Source organism: Thalassospira sp. ABD4_177, assembly GCF_056160125.1.
Map to the genome: position 1 here is coordinate 277,525 of NZ_JBSWWO010000002.1, position 21,498 is coordinate 299,022.

General features: G+C 55.6%; 33 protein-coding genes. 4 read left to right on the forward strand and 29 right to left on the reverse strand.

Features of this window, described 5'->3' with window-relative positions; genetic code table 11:
- Window positions 1-64 precede the first annotated feature (64 nt).
- From ACXAF0_RS14010 to ACXAF0_RS14030, 5 genes are all read right to left on the reverse strand, one after another.
- A complete protein-coding gene (locus tag ACXAF0_RS14010; RefSeq protein WP_475346495.1) occupies window positions 65-1,168 on the reverse strand; it encodes an RluA family pseudouridine synthase in 1,104 nt (367 codons plus the stop codon).
- The gene (crcB, locus tag ACXAF0_RS14015; RefSeq protein ID WP_475346496.1) at window positions 1,165-1,557 is read right to left on the reverse strand and encodes a fluoride efflux transporter CrcB; all 393 of its coding nucleotides are present in this window, start codon (window positions 1,555-1,557) and stop codon (window positions 1,165-1,167) included. The genes ACXAF0_RS14010 and crcB overlap by 4 nt, the downstream gene beginning before the upstream one ends.
- Before the next feature lie 189 nt (window positions 1,558-1,746).
- Window positions 1,747-2,298 (reverse strand): DUF1499 domain-containing protein, encoded by a 552-nt coding sequence (locus ACXAF0_RS14020; protein ID WP_475346497.1) that lies wholly within the window; start codon window positions 2,296-2,298, stop codon window positions 1,747-1,749.
- Window positions 2,299-2,521: 223 nt separating this feature from the next.
- Window positions 2,522-3,127 carry an FMN-dependent NADH-azoreductase gene (locus tag ACXAF0_RS14025; RefSeq protein ID WP_475346498.1) on the reverse strand — a complete coding sequence of 202 codons (606 nt, stop codon included), beginning with the start codon at window positions 3,125-3,127 and terminating at the stop codon, window positions 2,522-2,524.
- A gap of 178 nt (window positions 3,128-3,305) precedes the next feature.
- Complete coding sequence (locus tag ACXAF0_RS14030) at window positions 3,306-4,613, reverse strand: replication-associated recombination protein A (protein ID WP_475346499.1); 1,308 nt, start codon at window positions 4,611-4,613, stop codon at window positions 3,306-3,308.
- 145 nt (window positions 4,614-4,758) lie between these two features.
- Here ACXAF0_RS14030 and ACXAF0_RS14035 point away from each other — a divergent pair, with 145 nt between their 5' ends.
- From ACXAF0_RS14035 to ACXAF0_RS14050, 4 genes are all read left to right on the forward strand, one after another.
- Window positions 4,759-5,166: a PadR family transcriptional regulator gene (locus ACXAF0_RS14035; protein ID WP_475346500.1), complete on the forward strand. Its 408-nt coding sequence runs from the start codon at window positions 4,759-4,761 to the stop codon at window positions 5,164-5,166.
- A gap of 42 nt (window positions 5,167-5,208) precedes the next feature.
- A complete protein-coding gene (locus ACXAF0_RS14040) occupies window positions 5,209-6,423 on the forward strand; it encodes an MFS transporter (protein ID WP_475346501.1) in 1,215 nt (404 codons plus the stop codon).
- A 195-nt stretch (window positions 6,424-6,618) separates the two neighbouring features.
- Window positions 6,619-7,212 (forward strand): hypothetical protein, encoded by a 594-nt coding sequence (locus tag ACXAF0_RS14045; protein WP_475346502.1) that lies wholly within the window; start codon window positions 6,619-6,621, stop codon window positions 7,210-7,212.
- Between the two features lie 10 nt (window positions 7,213-7,222).
- Window positions 7,223-7,759, forward strand: a complete 537-nt coding sequence (locus ACXAF0_RS14050; protein ID WP_475346503.1) for a hypothetical protein — start codon at window positions 7,223-7,225, stop codon at window positions 7,757-7,759.
- A 16-nt stretch (window positions 7,760-7,775) separates the two neighbouring features.
- On the opposite strand, the gene ACXAF0_RS14055 is transcribed toward ACXAF0_RS14050, so the two are convergent.
- The 24 genes from ACXAF0_RS14055 to rplB all read right to left on the reverse strand — a co-directional run bounded on the left by ACXAF0_RS14055 (window position 7,776) and on the right by rplB (window position 21,496).
- Window positions 7,776-9,233 (reverse strand): DegQ family serine endoprotease, encoded by a 1,458-nt coding sequence (locus ACXAF0_RS14055; RefSeq protein ID WP_475346504.1) that lies wholly within the window; start codon window positions 9,231-9,233, stop codon window positions 7,776-7,778.
- A 187-nt stretch (window positions 9,234-9,420) separates the two neighbouring features.
- Entirely contained in the window at window positions 9,421-9,852 is a 432-nt protein-coding gene (rplQ, locus tag ACXAF0_RS14060) for a 50S ribosomal protein L17 (protein ID WP_475346505.1), read from the reverse strand.
- Between the two features lie 197 nt (window positions 9,853-10,049).
- Window positions 10,050-11,066, reverse strand: coding sequence for a DNA-directed RNA polymerase subunit alpha (locus ACXAF0_RS14065; protein ID WP_475346506.1), 1,017 nt, complete (start codon window positions 11,064-11,066; stop codon window positions 10,050-10,052).
- 123 nt (window positions 11,067-11,189) lie between these two features.
- On the reverse strand, window positions 11,190-11,582 hold the full coding sequence (gene rpsK, locus ACXAF0_RS14070) for a 30S ribosomal protein S11 (RefSeq protein WP_044828432.1): 393 nt from the start codon (window positions 11,580-11,582) through the stop codon (window positions 11,190-11,192).
- Window positions 11,583-11,597: 15 nt separating this feature from the next.
- The gene (rpsM, locus tag ACXAF0_RS14075; protein WP_008892195.1) at window positions 11,598-11,966 is read right to left on the reverse strand and encodes a 30S ribosomal protein S13; all 369 of its coding nucleotides are present in this window, start codon (window positions 11,964-11,966) and stop codon (window positions 11,598-11,600) included.
- A 119-nt stretch (window positions 11,967-12,085) separates the two neighbouring features.
- Window positions 12,086-12,730: an adenylate kinase gene (locus tag ACXAF0_RS14080; RefSeq protein WP_475346507.1), complete on the reverse strand. Its 645-nt coding sequence runs from the start codon at window positions 12,728-12,730 to the stop codon at window positions 12,086-12,088.
- Window positions 12,731-12,760: 30 nt separating this feature from the next.
- A complete protein-coding gene (gene secY, locus ACXAF0_RS14085; RefSeq protein ID WP_475346508.1) occupies window positions 12,761-14,107 on the reverse strand; it encodes a preprotein translocase subunit SecY in 1,347 nt (448 codons plus the stop codon).
- Window positions 14,108-14,187: 80 nt separating this feature from the next.
- A complete protein-coding gene (gene rplO, locus ACXAF0_RS14090) occupies window positions 14,188-14,673 on the reverse strand; it encodes a 50S ribosomal protein L15 (protein WP_475346509.1) in 486 nt (161 codons plus the stop codon).
- Window positions 14,674-14,702: 29 nt separating this feature from the next.
- Complete coding sequence (gene rpmD / locus ACXAF0_RS14095; protein WP_007091489.1) at window positions 14,703-14,897, reverse strand: 50S ribosomal protein L30; 195 nt, start codon at window positions 14,895-14,897, stop codon at window positions 14,703-14,705.
- 6 nt (window positions 14,898-14,903) lie between these two features.
- Window positions 14,904-15,479 carry a 30S ribosomal protein S5 gene (gene rpsE, locus ACXAF0_RS14100; RefSeq protein ID WP_033067174.1) on the reverse strand — a complete coding sequence of 192 codons (576 nt, stop codon included), beginning with the start codon at window positions 15,477-15,479 and terminating at the stop codon, window positions 14,904-14,906.
- Window positions 15,480-15,490: 11 nt separating this feature from the next.
- Window positions 15,491-15,844 carry a 50S ribosomal protein L18 gene (gene rplR / locus ACXAF0_RS14105; RefSeq protein ID WP_213472376.1) on the reverse strand — a complete coding sequence of 118 codons (354 nt, stop codon included), beginning with the start codon at window positions 15,842-15,844 and terminating at the stop codon, window positions 15,491-15,493.
- Between the two features lie 11 nt (window positions 15,845-15,855).
- Window positions 15,856-16,392 carry a 50S ribosomal protein L6 gene (gene rplF / locus ACXAF0_RS14110; RefSeq protein WP_475346510.1) on the reverse strand — a complete coding sequence of 179 codons (537 nt, stop codon included), beginning with the start codon at window positions 16,390-16,392 and terminating at the stop codon, window positions 15,856-15,858.
- 12 nt (window positions 16,393-16,404) lie between these two features.
- Window positions 16,405-16,803 carry a 30S ribosomal protein S8 gene (rpsH, locus tag ACXAF0_RS14115; RefSeq protein ID WP_062953735.1) on the reverse strand — a complete coding sequence of 133 codons (399 nt, stop codon included), beginning with the start codon at window positions 16,801-16,803 and terminating at the stop codon, window positions 16,405-16,407.
- A 12-nt stretch (window positions 16,804-16,815) separates the two neighbouring features.
- Window positions 16,816-17,121 (reverse strand): 30S ribosomal protein S14, encoded by a 306-nt coding sequence (rpsN, locus tag ACXAF0_RS14120; RefSeq protein WP_033067178.1) that lies wholly within the window; start codon window positions 17,119-17,121, stop codon window positions 16,816-16,818.
- 13 nt (window positions 17,122-17,134) lie between these two features.
- Entirely contained in the window at window positions 17,135-17,674 is a 540-nt protein-coding gene (gene rplE / locus ACXAF0_RS14125; protein ID WP_475346511.1) for a 50S ribosomal protein L5, read from the reverse strand.
- An 11-nt stretch (window positions 17,675-17,685) separates the two neighbouring features.
- A complete protein-coding gene (gene rplX / locus ACXAF0_RS14130) occupies window positions 17,686-18,003 on the reverse strand; it encodes a 50S ribosomal protein L24 (RefSeq protein WP_008892185.1) in 318 nt (105 codons plus the stop codon).
- Complete coding sequence (gene rplN / locus ACXAF0_RS14135; protein ID WP_033067181.1) at window positions 18,003-18,371, reverse strand: 50S ribosomal protein L14; 369 nt, start codon at window positions 18,369-18,371, stop codon at window positions 18,003-18,005. The genes rplX and rplN overlap by 1 nt, the downstream gene beginning before the upstream one ends.
- 34 nt (window positions 18,372-18,405) lie before the next feature.
- On the reverse strand, window positions 18,406-18,639 hold the full coding sequence (gene rpsQ / locus ACXAF0_RS14140; RefSeq protein ID WP_008892183.1) for a 30S ribosomal protein S17: 234 nt from the start codon (window positions 18,637-18,639) through the stop codon (window positions 18,406-18,408).
- Between the two features lie 26 nt (window positions 18,640-18,665).
- A complete protein-coding gene (gene rpmC, locus ACXAF0_RS14145) occupies window positions 18,666-18,866 on the reverse strand; it encodes a 50S ribosomal protein L29 (RefSeq protein WP_008892182.1) in 201 nt (66 codons plus the stop codon).
- A gap of 6 nt (window positions 18,867-18,872) precedes the next feature.
- The gene (gene rplP, locus ACXAF0_RS14150) at window positions 18,873-19,292 is read right to left on the reverse strand and encodes a 50S ribosomal protein L16 (RefSeq protein ID WP_033067183.1); all 420 of its coding nucleotides are present in this window, start codon (window positions 19,290-19,292) and stop codon (window positions 18,873-18,875) included.
- A 12-nt stretch (window positions 19,293-19,304) separates the two neighbouring features.
- Window positions 19,305-19,991, reverse strand: coding sequence for a 30S ribosomal protein S3 (gene rpsC / locus ACXAF0_RS14155; protein WP_167722012.1), 687 nt, complete (start codon window positions 19,989-19,991; stop codon window positions 19,305-19,307).
- Entirely contained in the window at window positions 19,991-20,371 is a 381-nt protein-coding gene (gene rplV / locus ACXAF0_RS14160; protein ID WP_475346512.1) for a 50S ribosomal protein L22, read from the reverse strand. Before rplV ends, rpsC begins: the two co-directional genes overlap by 1 nt.
- 2 nt (window positions 20,372-20,373) lie before the next feature.
- Window positions 20,374-20,652, reverse strand: a complete 279-nt coding sequence (gene rpsS / locus ACXAF0_RS14165; protein WP_008892178.1) for a 30S ribosomal protein S19 — start codon at window positions 20,650-20,652, stop codon at window positions 20,374-20,376.
- Between the two features lie 16 nt (window positions 20,653-20,668).
- Complete coding sequence (gene rplB, locus ACXAF0_RS14170; protein WP_033067186.1) at window positions 20,669-21,496, reverse strand: 50S ribosomal protein L2; 828 nt, start codon at window positions 21,494-21,496, stop codon at window positions 20,669-20,671.
- Window positions 21,497-21,498 lie beyond the last annotated feature (2 nt).

The window sequence follows — 21,498 nt, forward strand, 5'->3', positions numbered from 1 at the left end:
AGGAGGACGAAAAAGCCGACGCAATGCGTCGGCTTTTCGGTTTTTGGTCCTATCTGACGCTAAACTATCTCTTGCGCGAACGCGACGGCTTTGCCTTTGGTTTGGGCTTTTCTTCCTTTTCGCGGTGAATTTCCGGGGTCAGGAATTTCGTCGGCGTCTTCGGATCGAAATTAAGCTTCTTGAGCGTTTCGGCAAAATGTTCAGGTACAGGCGCCTCGATCACGACGCGCTGGCCGGTGACCGGGTGCGGGAAATCAATCGCACGCGCATGCAGATGCATCTTGTTGGACAGGCCATCAAGAAAGGCCTTTGCCCCACCATATTTGCCATCGCCCAGGATCGGGCATTCAATCGCCTCGCAATGGACGCGCAGCTGGTGGGTACGCCCGGTCAGCGGTGACAGGGCAAGCCAGGCTGCCTTGCGTCCGGCGCGATGGAGCTGACGGAAGACGGACTGTGCCGATTTTCCGAGCTTCTCGTCGATCACCATTTTCTCCCCACCCTTGCCGGAAATCTTGGCAAGCGGTGCGTCAATCATGCCTTCGCGTTCAGCCGGTGCGCCGGTGACAATCGCCCAGTAAAGCTTGCGGGTGGATTTATCCTTGAACGCCTTGGTCAGGGCATGGGCCGCACTGGCCGAACGGGCAAGCAACAGAACACCACTGGTATCCTTATCAAGACGGTGAACCAGCTTCGGGCGCTCCTTGCTATCAAGCTTGAGCGCATCGAGCATGCCATCGACATGGACATTGGTGTTGGTCCCGCCCTGCACGGCAAGACCGGCGGGCTTGTTGATCGCAAGGACCAGCTCGTCATAGAAAATGACGGAATCGCGAAGGGCTTGCAGCTCTGCCTCGGAAGCATCGGACTTGGCGGGGCCCGATTGCTTGCGTTGCTGGACTTCGGCCGGGTTGTAGCCCGAACCATCTTCGGACCATGGACCGGTGCCGCCGCCCGACATGACCGGTACGGGGGGCACGCGGATCTCCTGGCCCGGTTCGACGCGCTGATTGGCCTTGGCGCGTTTGCCGTCGACACGGATCTGACCGCCGCGCAGGAATTTCTGGACCTGGCCGAATGTGAATTCGGGACAGTTGCGCTTGAACCAGCGATCAAGCCGAATGTCGGCTTCGTCTGCCTTGACCTTGCGCAGAGTGACACCACTCATTGCAGAATACCCCTTACCAGCGCGATTGCGCCAAACAATGCCGAAATGCCGACCACCACGGAAATACCAACATAAAGGGCCGAAAGCCCCATATTGCCCCGTTCATACAAGGTCGCAACATCCAGCGAGAACGTCGAAAAAGTCGTAAACGCCCCCAGAAAACCGGTCACGAGGAGTGCGCGCGTTTCCAGGCCCATGGACAATTTCAGGGCGGAAACCTCGATCAGCCCCCCCATCAGGAACGAGCCCACGACATTGACCGTCAGCGTTCCCCAGGGAAATCCAGTGCCCATCACAGAGCCCATCATGACGGACACACTGTGACGCGCAACGGCACCAACGGCACCGCCCAAGGCAATGGATGCGATTAACAACGGTGAAAATTGCATGGCGCGGAACCTATTCCCTCAGTCCTGAAATGTCACGTGTGAATACGGCATGGGCCCATGGCAATAACGAAGAGCGATGTCATTATCCCTGCCCGTCCGAATACCCCCAGCATAACCCATTGACATCAAACACCAAGGGGCACGGATGATCAATGGTATTGGTGCTGGCCTAGTCCCGCTTAGGACCGCTTAAGATCCCTGGCCCATACGGGTTTCGACATCCGCCAGCCAGGCACGGGTGCGTTTTTCGTTTTGCCCGACATCGTCAACACCATAGACGGATTTGGCAAACAGACAGAATGACACATTATCGCCCGCATCCGCGCCCGCGCCGGTTTCAGGCAGGATCAACTCGATCTCGACCCAGTCGGGAAACCGAAACACAGGTGTCCGGGCAAGGAAATAAAGACGGCCGGCTTCGCCGCCGGCAACATCGGTCATCAGTTCCATGCCGTGATCGGGGGCGGTTTCAATCAGCACTTCGGTCAGGGTCGCAACCGACGCATTGAAACGCGGGCTTTGCATGGCGCGATCGGTTTGTGGCAACCGGTCCGCCGGACAGGCGAGGAAGAAATTACGTGTTTCGGGAAGATCGGCATCGTGCCCGAACGTGACATTGGGCGGATCACCGGCCGGTAACATATGATCAAGCAGCCCGGTAAAGCGGACCGTTACAAATATCCCTGCCAGTACCAGCAGTCCCCAGATTGCAAACATCGCCAGCCGTTTCAATGATACCACCTGCCTTGCCTGCACCGGCCAGACGCGGTGTCTGCCCGCGTGCCTAACGGTGTGTCTGACCGTGTGTCTGTGACACCATAGACCAAACAGGGCAGAATCAAAATGCCCGACCGGGGTACAGTCGGGCATTTCGGGATACAAACCCGCCAATCAGCGAACCAAGGGGGGGGGGATACGGAAATTCGCCAATCACCGGGATTGTATTGAGGGAACTTTTGATGCCTTAGGCCGCAACCGGCAGCGGAGCCGCGTCGACATTTGCCAGTGCGCGCGCCATGGCTTCTTCGGCGTTGACCGCAAAGCCCGATGCCTCGACAACTTCGACATCGGTGATGCCGACGAAACCAAGCACCTGTTTCAGATACGGGGTCGCAAAGTCGGCCGGGCTGTTGACCGGAACGCCCCCGGTGGCGGCAACGATATAGGCCTTCTTGCCCGCAAGCAGACCAACCGGTCCGTTTTCGGTGTATTTGAAGGTCACGCCGACACGGGCAATCAGATCAACCCAGGCCTTCAGCGTCGAGGGGATAGAGAAGTTATACATCGGCGCACCGATGACAACGATGTCAGCGTTCTGAAGTTCCGCCACCATCTTGTCAGACGCGGCAATGATGTCTTTCTGGGCGCTTGAGCGTTCTTCGGCCGGGGTATAATAGGCGCCGACGGTTTCACCGGTGAGTGCTGAGATAACGGCGTCGTTGGTATCGCGTTCAGCAACGTTGGCCGACGGATCGGCAGCAACAATGCGGTCAATCAGTTTCGATGCGATCTGACGGGAGTTTGAATTCTCACCGTTCACAGATGCACTGACATGCAGAATGTTGGTCATGGGTCTTCTCCAAGTCCGGGTTTGTGTGTTGCCCCGAACTTACGCCTGTCCAACGGATCTGTTTATCCCGAAACTTTTCATCAGATTGTTTCCCATCTGTGACCTATATTAAAAACAATTGAATTTCAGTTGCGTGAGGCGAAACAAACGTCCATCCAGATGCTGCGTACTTAAGCTATTACTCGCCGCGTTTTTTCTGACGCTCGGCGCGCAGACGGTCGAAATAGTCCACACGCTTTTTAAGGTCGCGCTCAAATCCGCGCTCGACCGGCTCATAGAAGTTCTGACGGCGCATGCCTTCAGGGAAATAGTTCTGCCCGGAAAAACCATCTTCCTGATCATGGTCATAGGCATAGCCACTGCCATAGCCGATATCCGACATCAGCTTGGTCGGCGCATTGAGGATATGGGCGGGCGGCATCAGGGAGCCGGTATCACGCGCGATCTTGAGCGACTTTTTATAAGCCGCATAGCCGGCATTGGATTTTGGCGCAAGCGCCAGATAAATCACCGCCTGGGCCAGGGCCAGCTCGCCTTCTGGGCTGCCGAGCCGCTCGTATGACTCCCAAGCGCCAATGCAGAATTGCTGGGCTTGCGGATCGGCAAGTCCGATATCCTCGACCGCCATGCGGGTCAGACGGCGGGCGACGAATTTCGGGTCCTCGCCCCCGGCCAGCATACGGTTAAACCAATAAAGTGCTGCATCCGGATCAGAGCCGCGAATGGATTTATGCAGCGCGCTGATCAGGTTGTAGTGGCTGTCATCGCCCTTGTCATAGATCGGCATGCGCTTTTGCACGGTGCGCGCAAGTTCGGCGACACCAAGCGGGCCATCATCACTGGGCGGCAGGGAAAAGAGTTCCTCGGCCAGATTAAGGCAATAGCGCCCATCACCATCGGCCATGGCGCGCAGGGTTTCGCGGGCCTCGGGCGTTACGGGCAGATCAAAGCCCATTTCCTTTTCCGCACGCACCAGAAGTTCTTCAAGGCCCTGATCATCGAGACGTTTGAGCACCTGCACCTGACAGCGCGACAACAACGCGGCGTTCAGTTCAAAGGACGGGTTTTCGGTGGTGGCGCCAATGAGCGTGATGGTGCCGTCTTCAACATAGGGCAGGAAGCTGTCCTGCTGTGCCTTGTTAAACCGATGGATCTCGTCAATGAACAACAGCGTCGCCCCGCCGGTGGAGCGGCGCGCACGCGCGCGTTCAAACACCTTGCGCAGATCGGCTACGCCCGAAAAGATCGCTGAAAGCGGTTCAAACGCCATATCGGCGACATCGGCCATCAGACGCGCCAGTGTCGTCTTGCCACAGCCCGGCGGGCCCCACAGCACGACCGAGGGCACCCGGCCGGTCTTGATCATGCGGGTGATCGGCCCGTCATCGCCAAACAGATGATCCTGCCCGACAACTTCTTCAAGTTTGGCGGGGCGCAATCTGTCGGCCAAAGGGCGCGTGACCTGACTTTCAAACAGGGAAACCATGCGGCGATATCGTCATATTGTGAGGATTGGGGCGGCGTTTGCGAAACGTAACACGCAGATGACATTGATGACAGACGAAACATACCGCGTTGACACCTCGAGGATCGAGGCATAACGTTTTCCATCCATATCACAGGTAATCCCGATGACCAGCAGTGTTGATTATACGGATCGTTCCTATTGGCAGGGCACGATCAAGATGTCGCTTTCGAAGTTCTTTGTGTTGTGCGTTCTGCACAGGAAACCGATGCATGGCTATGAAGTCGTTCAGGCGGTTGAAAAGACCACCAATGGATGTTGCTCCCCCTCCGAGGGTACGGTCTATCCGGTATTGAAAGAGTTTGAAACTGGCGGCTATCTGACGTCTACGCCGGAAACCGTGCAGGGCCGCCAACGCAAGGTTTACGCCCTGACAGAAAAAGGCCGTGATGCGTTCCTGATCGCGACCGAGGCATGGATGGAAGTCACCGGCCACATTGTTGCCAGCCGTGACTTGGCGACGTCTCCGCTTTCGAAGCCACACCAGAAGGACGGAGAAACCCGCCGTGACTGAGGCCGTTTTCAGCTTTGCATACATCGACCCTCGAGGTGAGCGATGACGTCGTCTTCAATCGGTACCGCACCGGCCAAACTACCGATCGTGATCGGTTTGGGTACGGGTCAGACCCTTGCATTTGGCACCACGCTTTACCTGCCAGCCATTCTGGCGGAGCCGATGGCGATCGAGCTTGGCATTCCACCGGGTTGGGCGTTCGGGGCGTTTTCGCTGGCACTGGTTTTTGCAGCCCTGCTCGGCCCCAAGGCCGGTGCGCGGATTGATCAGTTTGGTGGACGGACGGTGCTGGCGGTATCCAGCCTGATCTTTGCCGCTGGGCTTGCCCTGCTGGGTACGGCCGACAGCCTGACCGTGATGTGTGTGGCATGGTGCGTGATCGGGGTTGGCATGTCGATGGGACTTTATGAGTCGGCCTTTGCCACACTCAGCTGGATTTATGGCCATGATGCGCGGGGACCGATTACCGGCATCACCCTGATTGCAGGCTTCGCCAGTACGATCTGCTGGCCGATTACCGCCGGGATCGAGGGCGCATTTGACTGGCGCACGGCGTGCTATTTCTGGGCGGTGATGCATATCGTGCTGGGCTTGCCGCTTAATCTGTTTTTGATCCCGCGCACCCGGTCTGACCAGCACAGCGCGACGAAAGAGGACGCAACGCCCAAACCGCCCCCAGCCCCGACCAAGCTTTCACGGCAGGATATCTTCAACATGCCGATGGTCCTGCTGGCCATCGTGTTTGCCGCAAGCTGGTTTACCGCAACCGCCATGGCGGCACATTTGCCCCGCCTGCTGGAGATTTCAGGCATGGATGCCGCCGGTGCGCTGATTGCGGCATCGCTGGTGGGCCCCGCACAGGTTGCCGGGCGGTTGGCAGAGTTCGGATTGCTTAAAAAGATGCATCCGCTGATTTCATCCAGGCTTTCGGCGCTCACCCATCCGGTGGGGGCGGTGTTGCTTTTGATCTTTGGCGGGCCTGTCGGGATGCTGTTTACCAGCCTGCATGGGATCGGCAATGGCATCCTGACCATCGCCAAGGGTACATTGCCACTGGCGACCTTTGGCCCGGCCGGATATGGCGCGCGCCAAGGCTATATCATGGCGCCATCGCGCTTTGCGCAGGCCGCTGCACCATTTGTCTTTGGGCTTCTGATTGATGATTACGGGCAATATGCGATCTTGCTGACCATCGGCCTTGGGCTGGTGACCTTTGTCGCGCTGATGATGCTGAAACAAACAATCAGTATACGTTAGCGCAGCTAGCGATGAGACGTTTCCATTGAAACGAACGATTAATCGGGCACTTCACCATCAAATAGAAACTGGAAGAAAGTTACACTATTGCGATATTTTACCCCACAAATATCAACTTATAGTTAACATTTGATTACCTTTGGGATACACTTAGCAGATACTAGGGGCATGTATCTAACACGGGGATCTCACCTGATGAACGACCGCAGTATTGCATTATATATTTTAACTTCCGTCACCGTTGTAGCAACCTTGATCTACGGTGTATTCGGTTATCAAGATACAAAGAGAATTGTGGACAACATCTATCAGGATCATCGGTTGCTTGCAGAACATGTGGTGACATCTGTTGACCCAGCAAAACCGATCACGCCTTTATTGATTTATGCGTCACTAGAAACCGATACTATGGTTGCACGCAATAATAGATCTGCTTCAGCACTAGCCGCACGAACATGGCTAAGATACTCATTAACTATAGTAGGTTTGATTCTGTCAGTATTTGGTGCTGCATTTGTGCTCGGCCAGATAACTATCGGCCCAACAGCCGTCCAAGGCCAAACATCGGGAGCTTCAGTAAATATCTCTACTACGTCGCCAGGAATCCTACTGGCAGCTCTGGGGGTGTTGGTAATTGTTCTACCTGCGATAATTACCCAGGAAATTGAAACACGTGACGCCGCCACTTATGGAGTACTCTCCCCTCTCGCAGTTACAGATACGCCTCGCGTCAGCGATACATCACTATCGGACGATGAGATTATTGAGCGTTTAAGATCTGGCAAATAGGAGATGTTTAATGATCACTACTTTCCTTAAGCACACCACTTTCGCGCTACTACTGACGACGCCATTTCCTTGCACAACTTTAGCGCAAGAACTCGAAAGCATGTCCGTGATAGACGCATATCGAAAAGGACATGAAGACGGATACAACAAAGCCAAACAGGAATATTTGACTAATATTTTCGCATCCCCTTATGACGGGGGAACGATAACTGGAGTAGGCGCGGGCACTGCTTACAATAAATCTGGATATGAATTGCCCAACTCTTTTATAGAACAGAATGGAGGTGACGAACCTATTAATTTTCAGATTCCTGACAACTGGTTCGTGGGTCCCTCTACGTCAGGAGATGCCGTTTACGCGAAGGTTTTAGAAGATGGCCGGGTACTGCCCTTCACAAGAGACTCTTCAGGTACGATTGAAACACTTGATCCCAGCCAAGCACCGATATGGACAGCGGACGAAAAAGTAAAACGCTTTTTTAACTCCCTACCAAAGGCTGAAGGCGGAATGACTTACATCCCTGTACAACCTCGCGGCGTTGAATAGATCTAACTAAAAACACTCAAAGCTTAAAATCACCGGTCAGGACCTTGCCATCGCGTTTAACGGCAATCGTCCAGTCGCGGCTGCGTTCACCGGCCCGAATGACTTCCTTGAAGCGTGCGACCGAGGTGATCGGTTCACCATTGACCTCGACGATATAATCACCGGCCTTAAGCCGTGTCCGGCGCGCCAGACTGTCGCGGGCAACCGCCAGGATCATGACACCTTCGCTGAGCGTATCGATGCCCAGTTCGTCGGCCAGTGCCGGGTTCATATTGGCGATCTTGGTGCCGCTAAACGGGTTACGGCCATCAATGATGCTTTCATCACGTGCCGGCAGTTCCGGGGCGACTTCAAGCGGCATGGCAAGGACGGTTTCCGAACCGCGGCGCAGAACGGACAGATTGGCCTCGCCATCGAGTTCAAGGGTCGCAATGCGGAATTTAAGTTCGTTCGGGTTATCGACTGCCAGGCCATTGACCGCCACGACCACGTCACCGGATTGCAGGCCGCCGCGTGCAGCCGGGCTGCCGTCGCGGACCTTGTTGATCAGGACACCATGCGGGCGATCCAGCTCAAGCGAGGATGCCAGATCGGCTGTTACCGCCTGCCCCGCAGCACCCAGCCACGGGCGGCGCAGATCGCCACTGATCAGACCGCGCATCACCACCTTGACCATATTGGCCGGAACGGCAAAACCGATGCCGTTCGATCCGCCGGACTTGGTGAAGATCGCCGAGTTGACGCCGATCAGGTTCCCATCGATATCGACCAGCGCACCACCGGAGTTGCCCGGGTTAATCGCCGCATCGGTCTGAATGAAAGATTGGTAGTCCTGACCGGTGACACCGGCGCGCGCCAGCGCCGAGACAATGCCGCTGGTCACGGTCTGACCGACGCCAAACGGGTTGCCGATGGCAAGGACAAGGTCGCCGACCTCAACCGCATCGGAATCGCCAAACGGGATGGCCGGCAATTCGTTATCAACGTCGCGCAGTTGCAGGACTGCAAGGTCGGTGCGTTCGTCCGAGCCGACCAGATCGGCATCAAATTCACGGTTGTCATGCAAGACAACGCGGATCTCACTTGCCCCGTCAATGACGTGATGGTTGGTCACCACCGTGCCATCCCCCGAGACAATCACGCCAGAACCGAGCGAGCGTTCAACCCGCTGACGCGGCGCGCCAAAGGCGCCGCCGAAACGATCGCCAAAGAACTGCTTGAAGAACGGATCATTGAAGAACGGGGTGCGCTGGCGTTGTTCGACCACCTTCTTGGTGTAGATATTGACGACCGCCGGTGCGGTTTGCTTGACCAATGGCGAAAGCGACATCTTGATTTCGGTCTGGCTCGACGGCAAACGCCGGTCCAGTGTGGTTTCATCGCTTTGGGCATGGGCCAGATTGCCAGTCCCGGACATCGCCGCCATCCCGATCACGGCAAAGGCGACAATCTTTGAAATCCATTTTGCCTGCACGTCACACTCTCTCTTTTTATCTTGCGGCGACCGGGATTGATCCGGTCATGATTTCATATCAATTAGGGAAATCAGAACTGCCGCGCAACCTTGGCGGAAATATGAACTTTTTGACATTTAGACAAAAGAAAACGGGCGACACCAGATGGCGTCGCCCGTTTCTGTTTCTTAAAGGCCGAAACGTTACTTATTCAGCAACTGCTTCTTCGCCTTCGCCCTCTGCTTCGAGGCGAGCGCGGTCTTCCGCGCCTTTTGCTTCGACGTTGCGATCAACAAGTTCAATCACAGCAACCGGAGCCGCATCGCCATAACGGAAGCCAGCCTTGAGAACGCGGGTGTAACCACCGAAACGCTCTTTGTAGCGGTCAGCGATTTCGCCGAACAGCTTGGCTACGACTTTGTCGTCACGCAGGATCGAAATGGCCTGACGGCGTGCATGCAGGTCGCCCCGCTTGCCCAGCGTAATCAGTTTTTCGACATACGGGCGAAGATCCTTGGCCTTCGGAAGAGTGGTTTTGATCTGCTCGTGGGTGAGCAGCGAAACTGCCATGTTGGCAAACATCGCCTTACGATGGGACGAAGTACGATTAAGCTTACGGCCTTGCATACCGTGACGCATGGTAACTCTCCTTAATAGCCTGGCTTCGCTCACGAAACCGATTGTAAAACCGCGCCGCCACCCTGATCACCGATCATCTGGTGTCAGGTTATGCACGTGCGGTGTGGGCAACAAGCCCGCCGGATGCCCAAACAACTGGGTTCTCCGGTTTGGAACAAGAATGTTCCGATATCGGCCCGAAGGCCGAAGACCCGTTCTTAGAACGGATCTTCGAACTTGCGAGCAAGTTCTTCGATGTTTTCCGGCGGCCAACCGCCGACTTCCATACCAAGATGCAGACCCATCTGAGCCAGAACATCCTTGATTTCGTTCAGCGACTTACGGCCGAAGTTCGGCGTACGGAGCATTTCTGCTTCGGTCTTCTGAACAAGATCACCGATATAGATGATGTTGTCGTTCTTCAGGCAGTTTGCCGAACGGACCGACAGTTCAAGCTCGTCAACCTTACGAAGAAGGTTGCGGTTGAACGGCAGTTCGTCTTCTTTCTTCTCTTCGACAACCGCTTCCGGCTCTTCGAAGTTGACGAACAGCGACAGCTGGTCCTGAAGGATACGGGCAGCAAGTGCAACCGAATCTTCCGGGGTCAGCGCACCGTTGGTTTCAACGGTCAGCGACAGCTTGTCAAAGTCGGTATCCTGACCAACACGGGTGTTTTCCACCTTGTAGGCCACTTTACGGATCGGGCTGAAGATCGCATCGATCGGAATAAGGCCGATCGGCGCATCCGAAGAGCTGTGCGCGCTGGCTGCAACATAGCCTTTACCGTTATCAACGGTGAATTCGATGTTGAGCGCAGCACCATCATCAAGATGGCAAAGCTCGAGATCCGGGTTAAGGATTTCGATATCCGCACCGGTTTCGATCTGACCTGCGGTGACGGCACCCGGGCCGGTCGCCTTCAGAGCCATTTTCTTCGGACCTTCAGCATGCATACGCACGCCCATGGTCTTGATGTTCAGGATGATGTCGGTGACATCTTCACGCACACCCGGGATCGACGAAAATTCGTGCAATACACCGTCGATCTGGATCGCAGTAACTGCCGAACCCTGGAGCGACGACAGCAGAATGCGACGCAGCGCGTTACCCAGGGTCTGACCAAAACCGCGCTCCAGCGGTTCTGCCACGATCGTACCAATACGGCTGGCATCAGTACCCGGAGTAACATCAAGCTTCGTCGGCTTAATCAGTTCCTGCCAGTTCTTTTGAATCACGAGACCCACCTTCGCAACTGGAGCCTATGGAAATGAGGGCAAACATAGTGCCCCCACGAGAAACGCGAAGAGGCCCGGTCATCCCGGGCCCAAACGCGGGGTCGTCCGCAAGGATCGACGCGATTAGACGCGACGACGTTTACGCGGACGGCAACCGTTATGCGGAATCGGCGTTACGTCTTTGATCGACGTAATGGTGAAACCGACAGCCTGAAGCGCACGCAGTGCAGATTCACGTCCCGAACCCGGGCCTTTAACCTGTACTTCGAGGGTTTTCATGCCGTGTTCAGCAGCTTTTTTACCTGCATCTTCGGCAGCCATCTGTGCAGCATACGGAGTCGATTTACGCGAACCGCGGAAACCCATACCACCAGCGGTCGACCAGGAAATGGTATTCCCCTGAACGTCGGTGATGGTGATCATGGTGTTGTTGAAGGTCGCGTTTACATGCGCGATACCGTTCGTAATGTTCTTGCGCTCGCGGCGACGCACGCGAGTCTGAGGAGCTTTCGCCATTGTCGTTCCCCTACCTTACTTCTTCTTGCCAGCAATCGGCTTAGCCGGGCCCTTACGGGTGCGAGCGTTGGTGTGGGTACGCTGACCGCGTACCGGGAGACCGCGACGATGACGCAGGCCGCGATAGCTGCCCAGGTCCATCAGACGTTTAATGTTCATTGCGGTTTCACGACGGAGGTCGCCTTCGACGGTGTAATCAGCGTCGATAACTTCACGAACCTTCAGAACCTGGTCATCAGAGAGCTGATGAACGCGGGTTGCGGATTCGATTCCGACCTTTGCGCAAATTTCTTTGGCTTTAGCCGGGCCAATACCGGTGATGTAGGTAAGCGCAATCACGACACGCTTCGCGGTCGGGATGTTTACGCCAGCAATACGAGCCACTATGTGAACTCCTGTTTCCTGTTAACAAACCCAGGGGCAGATCCGGTAGGGTAGGACGCTGCAAAAGCGGGCCAGCATTACTGCCAACCCGCCAGCAAAAAAACGCCCTGCCCGGGAAATTACCCCAGGATGGCTTCAATCTCGCGCGTAACTTCGTCGATTTCAGCCATCCCGTCAACTGTTTTCAGCTTACCGACCTTTTCATAGTAAGGAATGATCGGTGCTGTCTGCTTGTGATAAGCTTCCAGTCGCGAGGTGACCGTCTCGGCGGTATCGTCCGCACGGCGTTTAAATTCGGTGCTGCCACATGCGTCACAGACACCTTCCTTGGCGGGTTTCTGGAACTCGTCATGATAGCCCTGCCCGCATTTCGCACAGGTATAGCGCCCGACAACACGGGCCACCAACGCTGCGTCATCGACACGCAGTTCAATCACATAATCAAGTGCCAGTCCCTTGGATTCCAGCATGTCGTCCAGCGCTTCTGCCTGAGCGGTCGTGCGTGGGAACCCGTCCAGAATGAAACCACCCTTGGTGTCATCCTGGTCAAGTCTTTCAGAAATCAGACCGATCATCAGATCGTCAGATACGAGCTGCCCCGCATCCATGACTTCTTTTGCCTTCTGCCCCAGTTCCGTGCCGGCAGCAACCGCTGCGCGGAGCATGTCGCCCGTCGAGAGCTGGATCATGCCGCGTCCTGTTTCAAGACGCTTGGCCTGGGTACCTTTCCCTGCGCCGGGAGGGCCAAGAAGGATAATGTTCATCGTCTTCCCCCTGAATGCGGTGGTCGCTCGTTAGCGGCGGCGACCACGCAGTTTGGATTTCTTGATCAGGCCTTCATACTGATGAGCCAGCATATGAGACTGAATCTGCGCAACGGTATCCATGGTTACCGTGACAACGATCAGGAGGCTAGTCCCACCAAAGTAGAAGGGAACAGACCATTCCGCGATCAGAAGTTCCGGCAGGATACAGACAAATGCGAGATAAGCTGCACCGATAACCGTCAGACGGGTCAAAATGAAATCCAGATAGTTGGCTGTATTTTTACCCGGACGGATGCCCGGAATAAAGCCACCATGTTTCTTCAGGTTGTCTGCCGTATCTTCCGGGTTGAAGACAACCGCGGTGTAGAAGAAGGCAAAGAAGACAATCAGGCCGATATAAAGCGCAATATAGAGCGGCTGGCCACGCCCCAGCAGTGCGGTCGCAGTGGTCAACCATGCCGGGGCATCAACACCGGTGGTGAACTGGGCAACCGACAGCGGCATGAGCAGCAGCGAGCTTGCGAAGATCGGCGGAATAACACCGGCGGTGTTGATCTTGAGCGGCAGGTGCGAGCTCTGACCTTCCATGACCTTCATGCCGACCTGGCGTTTCGGGTACTGGATCAGAACACGGCGCTGTGCGCGTTCAACAAAGACGATGAAGGCAATAACGGCGATCGCCAGAACGATGATTGCAACGATAACCAGGGCAGAAATCGCACCGGTACGCCCCAGTTCAAGGGTGCCTGCAATCGCGCTTGGCAGGCCGGCAACAATACCGGCAAAGATGATCAGCGAAATACCGTTACCGATGCCGCGCTGGGTGATCTGTTCACCAAGCCACATCAGGAACATGGTGCCACCAACCAAGGTGATCACGGCAGTAATGCGGAAGAACATGCCCGGATCCGGAACCGCAGCACCGGTTGAACCGGTCATGCTTTCAAGACCAACAGCAATGCCCCACGCCTGCACGGTCGCAATCAGCACCGTCAGATAGCGGGTATATTGATTAATCTTTTTACGACCCTGCTCGCCTTCTTTCTTGAGCTGCTCAAGCGTTGGCGAAACGGTCGTCATCAACTGAATAATAATCGAGGCCGAGATGTACGGCATGATATTGAGCGCGAAGATCGTCATACGACCCAGCGCACCACCGGCGAACATGTCAAACATGCCCAGAACGCCGCCCGCATTCTGACGGAAAATGTCAGCAAGAATGGACGGGTCGACACCCGGAACCGGAATATAGGTTCCAAGACGGTAAACAATAAGCGCGCCCAAAGTGAACCAGATACGCTTTTTAAGCTCGGTCGACTTTGAAAAAGCGGACCAATTCAGGTTCGCGGCAAGCTGCTCGGCGGCCGATGCCATGCACTCATCTCCCAATACACATAAACTGGAGGGTCCGGTCCCGTCTAATGGAACCGGACCCTCTCGAAGTCAATCTAGGCTTATTCTGCGGATTCTGCAGCAGTGACCGGTGCAAGAACCTTGACCGAACCACCGGCTTTCTCAACAGCTTCGACAGCTGCTTTGGAAGCACCGGAGATCTCGATGTTCAGTTTCGCTTTCAGTTCGCCTTTAGCAAGAAGACGCAGACCGTCTTTCTGCGGACGGGCCAGACCTTTTTCCGCAAGAACAGCGACAGTGACATTCGCACCATCTTCAAGAACACCGTTATCAACGGCGGTCTGAAGGGTACCAAGGTTCACAACACCGAACTGTTTCTTGAACGGGTTTTTGAAGCCGCGTTTCGGAAGACGGCGATAGACCGGCATCTGCCCGCCTTCGAAGCCATTGATGGCTACACCTGAACGGGACTTCTGACCCTTCTGACCTGCGCCAGAAGTTTTGCCTTTGCCCGAACCGATGCCGCGACCGACGCGGGTGCGCGCCTTGCGGGCACCCGGGTTATCGGCGAGTTCGTTGAGTTTCATCGTTCAACACCTTTTCGATCTGGGGTCAATCAAGCCTCGTCCACACGGACGAGGTGCTTGACCTTTGCGATCATACCGCGAACAGCCGGAGTATCTTCCAGCTCACGAGTCCGGTGCAGTTTGTTCAGGCCAAGACCAACAAGGGTCTGGCGCTGATCAGCCGGACGTCCGATCGGCGAACCCGTCTGGGTAACGCGAACGGTCGCTTTTTTCTTAGCAGCCATATCGAATTACTCCTTTTCGAGAACGGCGGCAGCAGCCGAACCGCTATCGCGACGGGCAACGACGTCACCGACTTTCAGGCCACGCTTTGCAGCGACCTGACGCGGGGAAGCACCGTTGACCAGAGCGTCAAGGGTTGCGCGGATCACGTTGTGCGGGTTGTTCGAACCGGTGCATTTGGACACAACGTCCTGAACGCCCATGGTTTCGAAAACCGCACGCATCGCACCGCCTGCGATGATACCGGTACCAGCCGGAGCAGAACGAAGGACAACCTTGCCTGCACCGAAATGGCCCTGCGTATCATGGTGAAGGGTACGGCCTTCACGCAGCGGAACGCGGATCATGTTACGTTTAGCAGCTTCGGTAGCCTTACGAATCGCTTCCGGAACTTCACGGGCTTTACCCGTTCCGTATCCGACGCGACCGCGCTGGTCACCGACAACTACCATTGCGGAGAAAGCAAAGCGACGGCCGCCCTTAACGACTTTCGCGACGCGGTTGATACCAACCAGCTTGTCGACGAGTTCGTTTTCTTCACGGGCTTTCGGCGCCTGCTGCTGTTGATTCTGGTTACGTGCCATGGTCGTGCTCCTTAGAAGTCCAGACCGCCCTCACGGGCGGCATCGGCCAGAGCTTTCACCCGGCCATGGAACAGATACCCGCCACGATCGAAAACGACCGTTTTCACACCAGCTTTGACTGCGCGTTCGGCAATTGCCTTGCCAACGAGTGCAGCGGCGTCGGCATTGCTGCCTTTCGCCTTCAGATCTTTCTCGGCGGTCGAAGCAGCCACCAGGGTGGTGCCTTTTACGTCGTCGATGATCTGAGCATAGATGTGGGCGTTCGAACGGTGCACGCTGAGGCGCGGGCGACCGGCCGCTTTCTGGCGGATCGCAAAACGAACGCGACGCTTGCGGCGTTCGAAAAGGCTTCTCACGTTTTTCATCGTGCCTGTCCTTACTTCTTCTTGCCTTCTTTGCGCAAGATATACTCGCCTTCGTAGCGGACACCCTTGCCTTTGTAAGGCTCCGGACCGCGCCAGCCGCGTGCATTTGCAGCGAACTGACCGACGACTTGTTTATCTGCGCCAGAAATGGCGACGAGGGTCGGCTTTTCAGCAACGACGGTAAGACCCTCAGGGATCTCCATTTCTACGTCGTGTGAGAAGCCAAGCTGCAGAACAAGTTTCTTGCCCTGAACCTGTGCACGGTAACCAACACCGGTGATTTCCAGCTTTTTGGTGAACCCTTCCGAAACCCCGGTGACGAGGTTCGCGATGTTTGCACGGGTGGTACCCCAAAGGGCACGGGCGCGCTTGCCATCGTTTTTCGGTTTCACGAAGATCTGGTTATCTTCCTGGGTGACGGATACGTCAGCACTGTTCAGCGGAAGGTTAAGCTCACCGAGCTTGCCTTTTGCACTGATCTGCTCTTCGGTCAAGGTGATGGTAACGCCGCTAGGCACGACCACCGGATTTTTTCCTACTCGCGACATCGTTGGCCCTCCTTAGAATACCTTGCAGAGGATTTCGCCGCCGACATTCTGCTCGCGAGCCTCCTGATCCGAAAGAACTCCTCGCGGAGTGGACAGGACTGCGATGCCCAGACCGTTATATACCTTCGGAAGATCTTTGATCTTCGAGTATACACGACGACCCGGGGTCGAGACGCGGTCGATCTGCTTGATCACGGCATCGCCCTCAAAATATTTGAGTTCGATGGTGATTTCGCTGACGCCCTTGCGAATTTCATTAATGTTGTAACCGCGGATATAACCTTCGCGCTGGAGAACATCCAGCACACCGGTACGCAGTTTCGAAGCCGGCGAAACGACGCTGGATTTACCAACGCGCTGGCCGTTACGGATACGCGTAAGCATATCCCCGACTGGATCAGTCATTGACATGTGATGTCCTCCTTACCAGCTCGACTTCACCATGCCCGGGATCTGACCACGCGAAGCAAGTTCACGAAGCGCGATACGGGACAGGCGGAATTTGCGATAGACACCACGCGGACGACCGGATACCTGGCAGCGAATACGCTGACGGATACGGGCCGAGTTACGCGGCAGCTGGGCGAGTTTCATCACAGCAACGATACGATCCTCAGGGGTCGTTTCGCGATTTGCGATAACCGCTTTAAGGGCGGCACGCTTGGCAGCATATTTTTTTGCCAGGCGTTCACGTTTGAGTTCACGCTCTACAGCGCTTTTCTTGGCCATGGGCCAACCTCCGTTAGTTTCCGAACGGAAGATCAAAACCCTTAAGAAGGGCAAGAGCTTCATCGTCGGACTTAGCCGTGGTACAAATGATGATATCCATCCCGCGGACAGAATCGACTTTGTCGTATTCTACCTCAGGAAAGACGAACTGTTCTTTCAAGCCCATGGCGAAGTTGCCACGACCATCGAAAGATTTTTTGTTCAGGCCGCGGAAGTCACGAACGCGCGGAAGCGCGATGGTGACCAGGCGGTCCAGGAACTCAAACATACGGTCGCGACGCAGGGTCACTTTACAACCGATGTTCATACCTTCACGCAGCTTGAAAGCCGCAACCGACTTTTTCGCTTTGGTGAAGACAGGCTTCTGACCGGTGATGGCAGCGAGATCCGCAGCCGCACCTTCCAGCTTTTTACGATCCTGGGTGGCGTCGCCGACACCCATGTTGATCACGATTTTCTCGAGGCGCGGAATCTCCATGGTGTTCTCGTAGGAGAACTCCTTCAGGAGTGCGTCACGCACCACTTCTTTGTAATGTTCGCGCAGGCGCGTCATTTTTCCGTCCCTCAGTTGTCGATGACTTCGCCGCTGAGCTTCGCTACGCGAACCTTGCGACCATCATCGAGGGTCTTGAAACCGACGCGGGTCGGCTTGTTTTCTTTCGGGTCAACAATCGCGACGTTGGAAACAGCAATTTTTGCTTCCTTTTCGACGATGCCACCAGCATCAGCACCGGTCGGGCGCTGGTGACGTTTCACCAGATTGATGCCCGAAACCAGAACTTTGTTCTCGGTCGGGAAAGCGGCGAGAACTTCGCCGGTCTTCCCTTTGTCTTTACCCGTCAGAACAACGACGCGATCGCCCTTTTTAATCTTGGCAGCCATTACAGCACCTCCGGAGCGAGCGAAATGATCTTCATGTAACCCTTCGAACGAAGTTCACGGGTTACCGGGCCAAAAATACGCGTGCCGATCGGCTCGCCATTCGCATTAATGAGAACGGCAGCGTTACGGTCAAAGCGGATCGCCGAGCCATCGGCACGACGAATTTCCTTTGCGGTGCGAACGATGACAGCTTTGTGAACTGCACCCTTCTTAACGCGGCCGCGCGGAATGGCTTCCTTGACGGAAACCACGATAACATCACCAACGTGAGCGGTTTTGCGCTTCGAGCCGCCCAGCACCTTGATGCACTGGACGCGGCGAGCGCCGCTGTTGTCGGCGACGTCCAGATTGGACTGCATCTGGATCATGGGTTTACCCCTTGACTATGATTGGGCTGAGGACTCACTCCTCGACCACTACTTCCCAAGACTTCAACTTCGAGATCGGCTTGCATTCGCGAATGCGAACTACGTCACCCGTTTTGAAGCGGTTCTCTTCATCGTGCGCGTGGAATTTCTTCGACTTACGCACGTACTTTTTATACAGCGGGTGCATGACCTGGCGCTCCACTCGGACCACCACGGTCTTGTCGTTTTTGGTCGAAACGACTGTCCCCTGCAATACACGCCTCGGCATGTGTATATACTCCTCTGCGTGTCCAGTTAGGCCGCGGTTGCACCCTTCTCGTTACCGAGAAGGGTTTTAATGCGGGCAATATCACGACGGACCTGGCGGACCCGCGCAGTGTTCTCGAACTGCCCGGAAGCCTGCTGGAATCGCATATTGAACGATTCTTTACGCAGGTCCAGAAGCAGCTGCTTCAGTTCGTCAGCGCTTTTAGCGCGGAGATCAGCAATTTTCATCACTAATTACTCCCCTTCACCAAGACGGGTGACAAACTTGGTCTTGATCGGCAGTTTTGCCGACGCCAGCTCGAAAGCGCGGCGTGCAAGATCCAACGGAACACCGTCGAGTTCAAACATGATCCGACCCGGTTTAACGCGTGCCGCCCAATATTCAGGCGAGCCTTTACCTTTACCCTGACGGACTTCGGCAGGCTTCTGCGAGACCGGGAGATCCGGGAAAACGCGAATCCACACACGACCTTGACGGCGGATGTGGCGGGTGATCGCACGGCGTGCCGCTTCGATCTGACGCGCCGTTATACGCTCAGGCTCCATGGCTTTCAAGCCATAAGCGCCGAAATTAAGATCCGTACCCCCCTTGGCTTCACCTTTAAGGCGGCCTTTGTGGGCTTTACGGAACTTTGTGCGTTTCGGAGAAAGCATATCTGGATCTCCTTACTTGCGGCCTGAACCAGCCGACTCGAGCGCTTTACGCTCGGAAGCCAACGGATCGTGAGCCATGATTTCGCCCTTGAAGATCCAGACCTTCAGACCGCAAACACCGTAGGTGGTGTGTGCTTCCGAAGTGCCATAATCAACGTCCGCACGCAGGGTATGCAGCGGAACGCGACCTTCACGGTACCATTCGGTACGAGCGATTTCAGCGCCACCAAGACGACCAGCAGCATTAATACGAATGCCACCGGCACCGAGACGCATTGCGTTCTGAACCGAGCGCTTCATAGCGCGACGGAACGAAACGCGGCGCTCAAGCTGCTGGGCGATGTTGTCAGCGACCAGCTTGGCATCGAGTTCCGGCTTGCGGATCTCGATGATGTTAACCTGCACTTCGGCATTCGCCAGTTTCTGCAGATCATTCTTGAGCTTCTCGATGTCCTGGCCTTTCTTCCCGATCACAACGCCCGGACGAGCGGTGTGGATCGAGATGCGGGCTTTCTTCGCCGGACGTTCGATAATCACCTTCGAAACACCAGCCTGCTTGAGGCGGTCGAAGATGAAATTGCGGATCGCGAGATCTTCGTGAAGAAGACCAGCGAAATCGGACTTGTTGGCGTACCAGCGGGAATCCCAGGTACGGTTAATGCCAACGCGCAGACCGATTGGATTAATTTTCTGACCCATTACTCGGCCTCCTCACGTTCGCAAACGACGATGCGCATGTTGGAGAACGGCTTCAGGAGTTTACCAACACGACCGCGTGCACGGGCGCGCCAGCGCTTCATTACGAAGGCCTTACCAACAGATGCCTCTTTAACGTAGAGACGGTCGACATCGAGCTGATGGTTGTTTTCGGCATTAGCAATTGCCGATTCCAGCAGCTTTTTGACGTCCTGCGAAATACGTTTATTGGAGAAGGTCAGCTCTGCCAAAGCAGCTTCTGCCTTCTTACCACGAATCGACTCGGCGACGAGGTTGAGCTTACGCGGGGAAATGCGTACTGCCCGGAGCGAAGCCGCAGCCTCGTTATCCGCCAGCCGACGGATGTCAGCTTTCTTACCCATCGTTACTTCCTCTTCGCCTTTTTGTCGGCCGCGTGACCATAGTAGGTACGGGTCGGCGAGAATTCACCGAACTTGTGACCAATCATGTCTTCGGTCACCAGCACCGGCAGGAACTTCTGGCCATTGTAAACCCCAAAGGTGAGGCCTACGAATTGCGGCAAAATCGTCGAGCGCCGCGACCAGGTCTTAATTACCTCATTCCGGCCTGAGGCACGGACAGTATCGGCTTTCTTAAGAAGGTATCCGTCAACAAACGGACCCTTCCAAACGGAACGCGCCATAGTCTAGCCTCCTCCGTTAGCTCTTGTGACGACGGCGCATGATGAGCGCGTCGGTCTTTTTGTTCGAGCGGGTACGTTTGCCCTTGGTCGGCTTGCCCCACGGCGTAACCGGATGGCGACCACCCGACGTACGGCCTTCACCACCACCATGCGGGTGATCGATCGGGTTCATGGCAACGCCACGAACCGAAGGACGCTTGCCAAGCCAGCGATTACGGCCGGCTTTACCAAGGTTCGAGTTCTGATGGTCCGGGTTGGACACGGCACCGATGGTAGCCATGCATTCACCACGAACCAAACGTACCTCACCGGAGGACAGCTTAAGCTGGGCGTAACCCTGGTCCTTACCAACAAGCTGTACATACGAGCCTGCTGAACGTGCGACCTGACCACCTTTACCGGCTTTCAGTTCGACGTTGTGGACAATGGTACCGACCGGAATGTTCTTCAGCGGTGCGGCGTTACCCGGCTTAATGTCTACGCGGTCAGCGGCAACAACGTTGTCGCCAACAGCAAGACGCTGCGGTGCGAGGATGTAGGCCAATTCGTCGTCAGAATAACGAACCAGTGCGATAAACGCGGTACGGTTCGGATCATATTCCAAACGCTCGACGGTACCGACGACATCAAACTTGGTACGTTTGAAGTCAATCATACGGTAACGACGTTTGTGACCACCACCAATACGGCGGGCGGTGATACGACCAGTGTTGTTACGGCCACCTTTCTTGCGAAGACCTTCGGTCAACGCTTTGATCGGCTTGCCCTTGTGGAGATCGGAACGATCCACGAGAACCAGCTGACGGCGACCAGGAGAGGTTGGTTTAAACTTCTTCAAAGCCATTG

Coding starts and splice junctions, on each gene's coding strand:
- ACXAF0_RS14010 (WP_475346495.1), bottom strand. CDS start 1,168: ATGAGTGGTGTCACTCTGCGCAAGGTCAAGGCAGACGAAGCCGACATT.
- ACXAF0_RS14030 (WP_475346499.1), bottom strand. CDS start 4,613: ATGGTTTCCCTGTTTGAAAGTCAGGTCACGCGCCCTTTGGCCGACAGA.
- rplF (WP_475346510.1), bottom strand. CDS start 16,392: ATGTCGCGAGTAGGAAAAAATCCGGTGGTCGTGCCTAGCGGCGTTACC.
- rplB (WP_033067186.1), bottom strand. CDS start 21,496: ATGGCTTTGAAGAAGTTTAAACCAACCTCTCCTGGTCGCCGTCAGCTG.
- secY (WP_475346508.1), bottom strand. CDS start 14,107: ATGGCATCGGCCGCCGAGCAGCTTGCCGCGAACCTGAATTGGTCCGCT.
- ACXAF0_RS14050 (WP_475346503.1), top strand. CDS start 7,223: ATGATCACTACTTTCCTTAAGCACACCACTTTCGCGCTACTACTGACG.
- crcB (WP_475346496.1), bottom strand. CDS start 1,557: ATGCAATTTTCACCGTTGTTAATCGCATCCATTGCCTTGGGCGGTGCC.
- rpsQ (WP_008892183.1), bottom strand. CDS start 18,639: ATGCCGAGGCGTGTATTGCAGGGGACAGTCGTTTCGACCAAAAACGAC.
- ACXAF0_RS14040 (WP_475346501.1), top strand. CDS start 5,209: ATGACGTCGTCTTCAATCGGTACCGCACCGGCCAAACTACCGATCGTG.
- rpsS (WP_008892178.1), bottom strand. CDS start 20,652: ATGGCGCGTTCCGTTTGGAAGGGTCCGTTTGTTGACGGATACCTTCTT.
- rpsE (WP_033067174.1), bottom strand. CDS start 15,479: ATGGCACGTAACCAGAATCAACAGCAGCAGGCGCCGAAAGCCCGTGAA.
- rpsC (WP_167722012.1), bottom strand. CDS start 19,991: ATGGGTCAGAAAATTAATCCAATCGGTCTGCGCGTTGGCATTAACCGT.
- rpsK (WP_044828432.1), bottom strand. CDS start 11,582: ATGGCGAAAGCTCCTCAGACTCGCGTGCGTCGCCGCGAGCGCAAGAAC.
- ACXAF0_RS14045 (WP_475346502.1), top strand. CDS start 6,619: ATGAACGACCGCAGTATTGCATTATATATTTTAACTTCCGTCACCGTT.
- rpsN (WP_033067178.1), bottom strand. CDS start 17,121: ATGGCCAAGAAAAGCGCTGTAGAGCGTGAACTCAAACGTGAACGCCTG.
- ACXAF0_RS14080 (WP_475346507.1), bottom strand. CDS start 12,730: ATGAACATTATCCTTCTTGGCCCTCCCGGCGCAGGGAAAGGTACCCAG.
- rplR (WP_213472376.1), bottom strand. CDS start 15,844: ATGAAAAACGTGAGAAGCCTTTTCGAACGCCGCAAGCGTCGCGTTCGT.
- rplQ (WP_475346505.1), bottom strand. CDS start 9,852: ATGCGTCACGGTATGCAAGGCCGTAAGCTTAATCGTACTTCGTCCCAT.
- rplP (WP_033067183.1), bottom strand. CDS start 19,292: ATGCTTTCTCCGAAACGCACAAAGTTCCGTAAAGCCCACAAAGGCCGC.
- rplV (WP_475346512.1), bottom strand. CDS start 20,371: ATGGGTAAGAAAGCTGACATCCGTCGGCTGGCGGATAACGAGGCTGCG.
- rpmD (WP_007091489.1), bottom strand. CDS start 14,897: ATGGCTGCTAAGAAAAAAGCGACCGTTCGCGTTACCCAGACGGGTTCG.
- rplN (WP_033067181.1), bottom strand. CDS start 18,371: ATGATCCAGATGCAGTCCAATCTGGACGTCGCCGACAACAGCGGCGCT.
- ACXAF0_RS14025 (WP_475346498.1), bottom strand. CDS start 3,127: ATGACCAACATTCTGCATGTCAGTGCATCTGTGAACGGTGAGAATTCA.
- rplE (WP_475346511.1), bottom strand. CDS start 17,674: ATGACGCGCCTGCGCGAACATTACAAAGAAGTGGTGCGTGACGCACTC.
- rpmC (WP_008892182.1), bottom strand. CDS start 18,866: ATGAAAATTGCTGATCTCCGCGCTAAAAGCGCTGACGAACTGAAGCAG.
- ACXAF0_RS14035 (WP_475346500.1), top strand. CDS start 4,759: ATGACCAGCAGTGTTGATTATACGGATCGTTCCTATTGGCAGGGCACG.
- rplO (WP_475346509.1), bottom strand. CDS start 14,673: ATGAAACTCAACGAACTCGCCGATAACCCGGGTGCCCGCAAGGCGCGC.
- rplX (WP_008892185.1), bottom strand. CDS start 18,003: ATGGCTGCCAAGATTAAAAAGGGCGATCGCGTCGTTGTTCTGACGGGT.
- rpsH (WP_062953735.1), bottom strand. CDS start 16,803: ATGTCAATGACTGATCCAGTCGGGGATATGCTTACGCGTATCCGTAAC.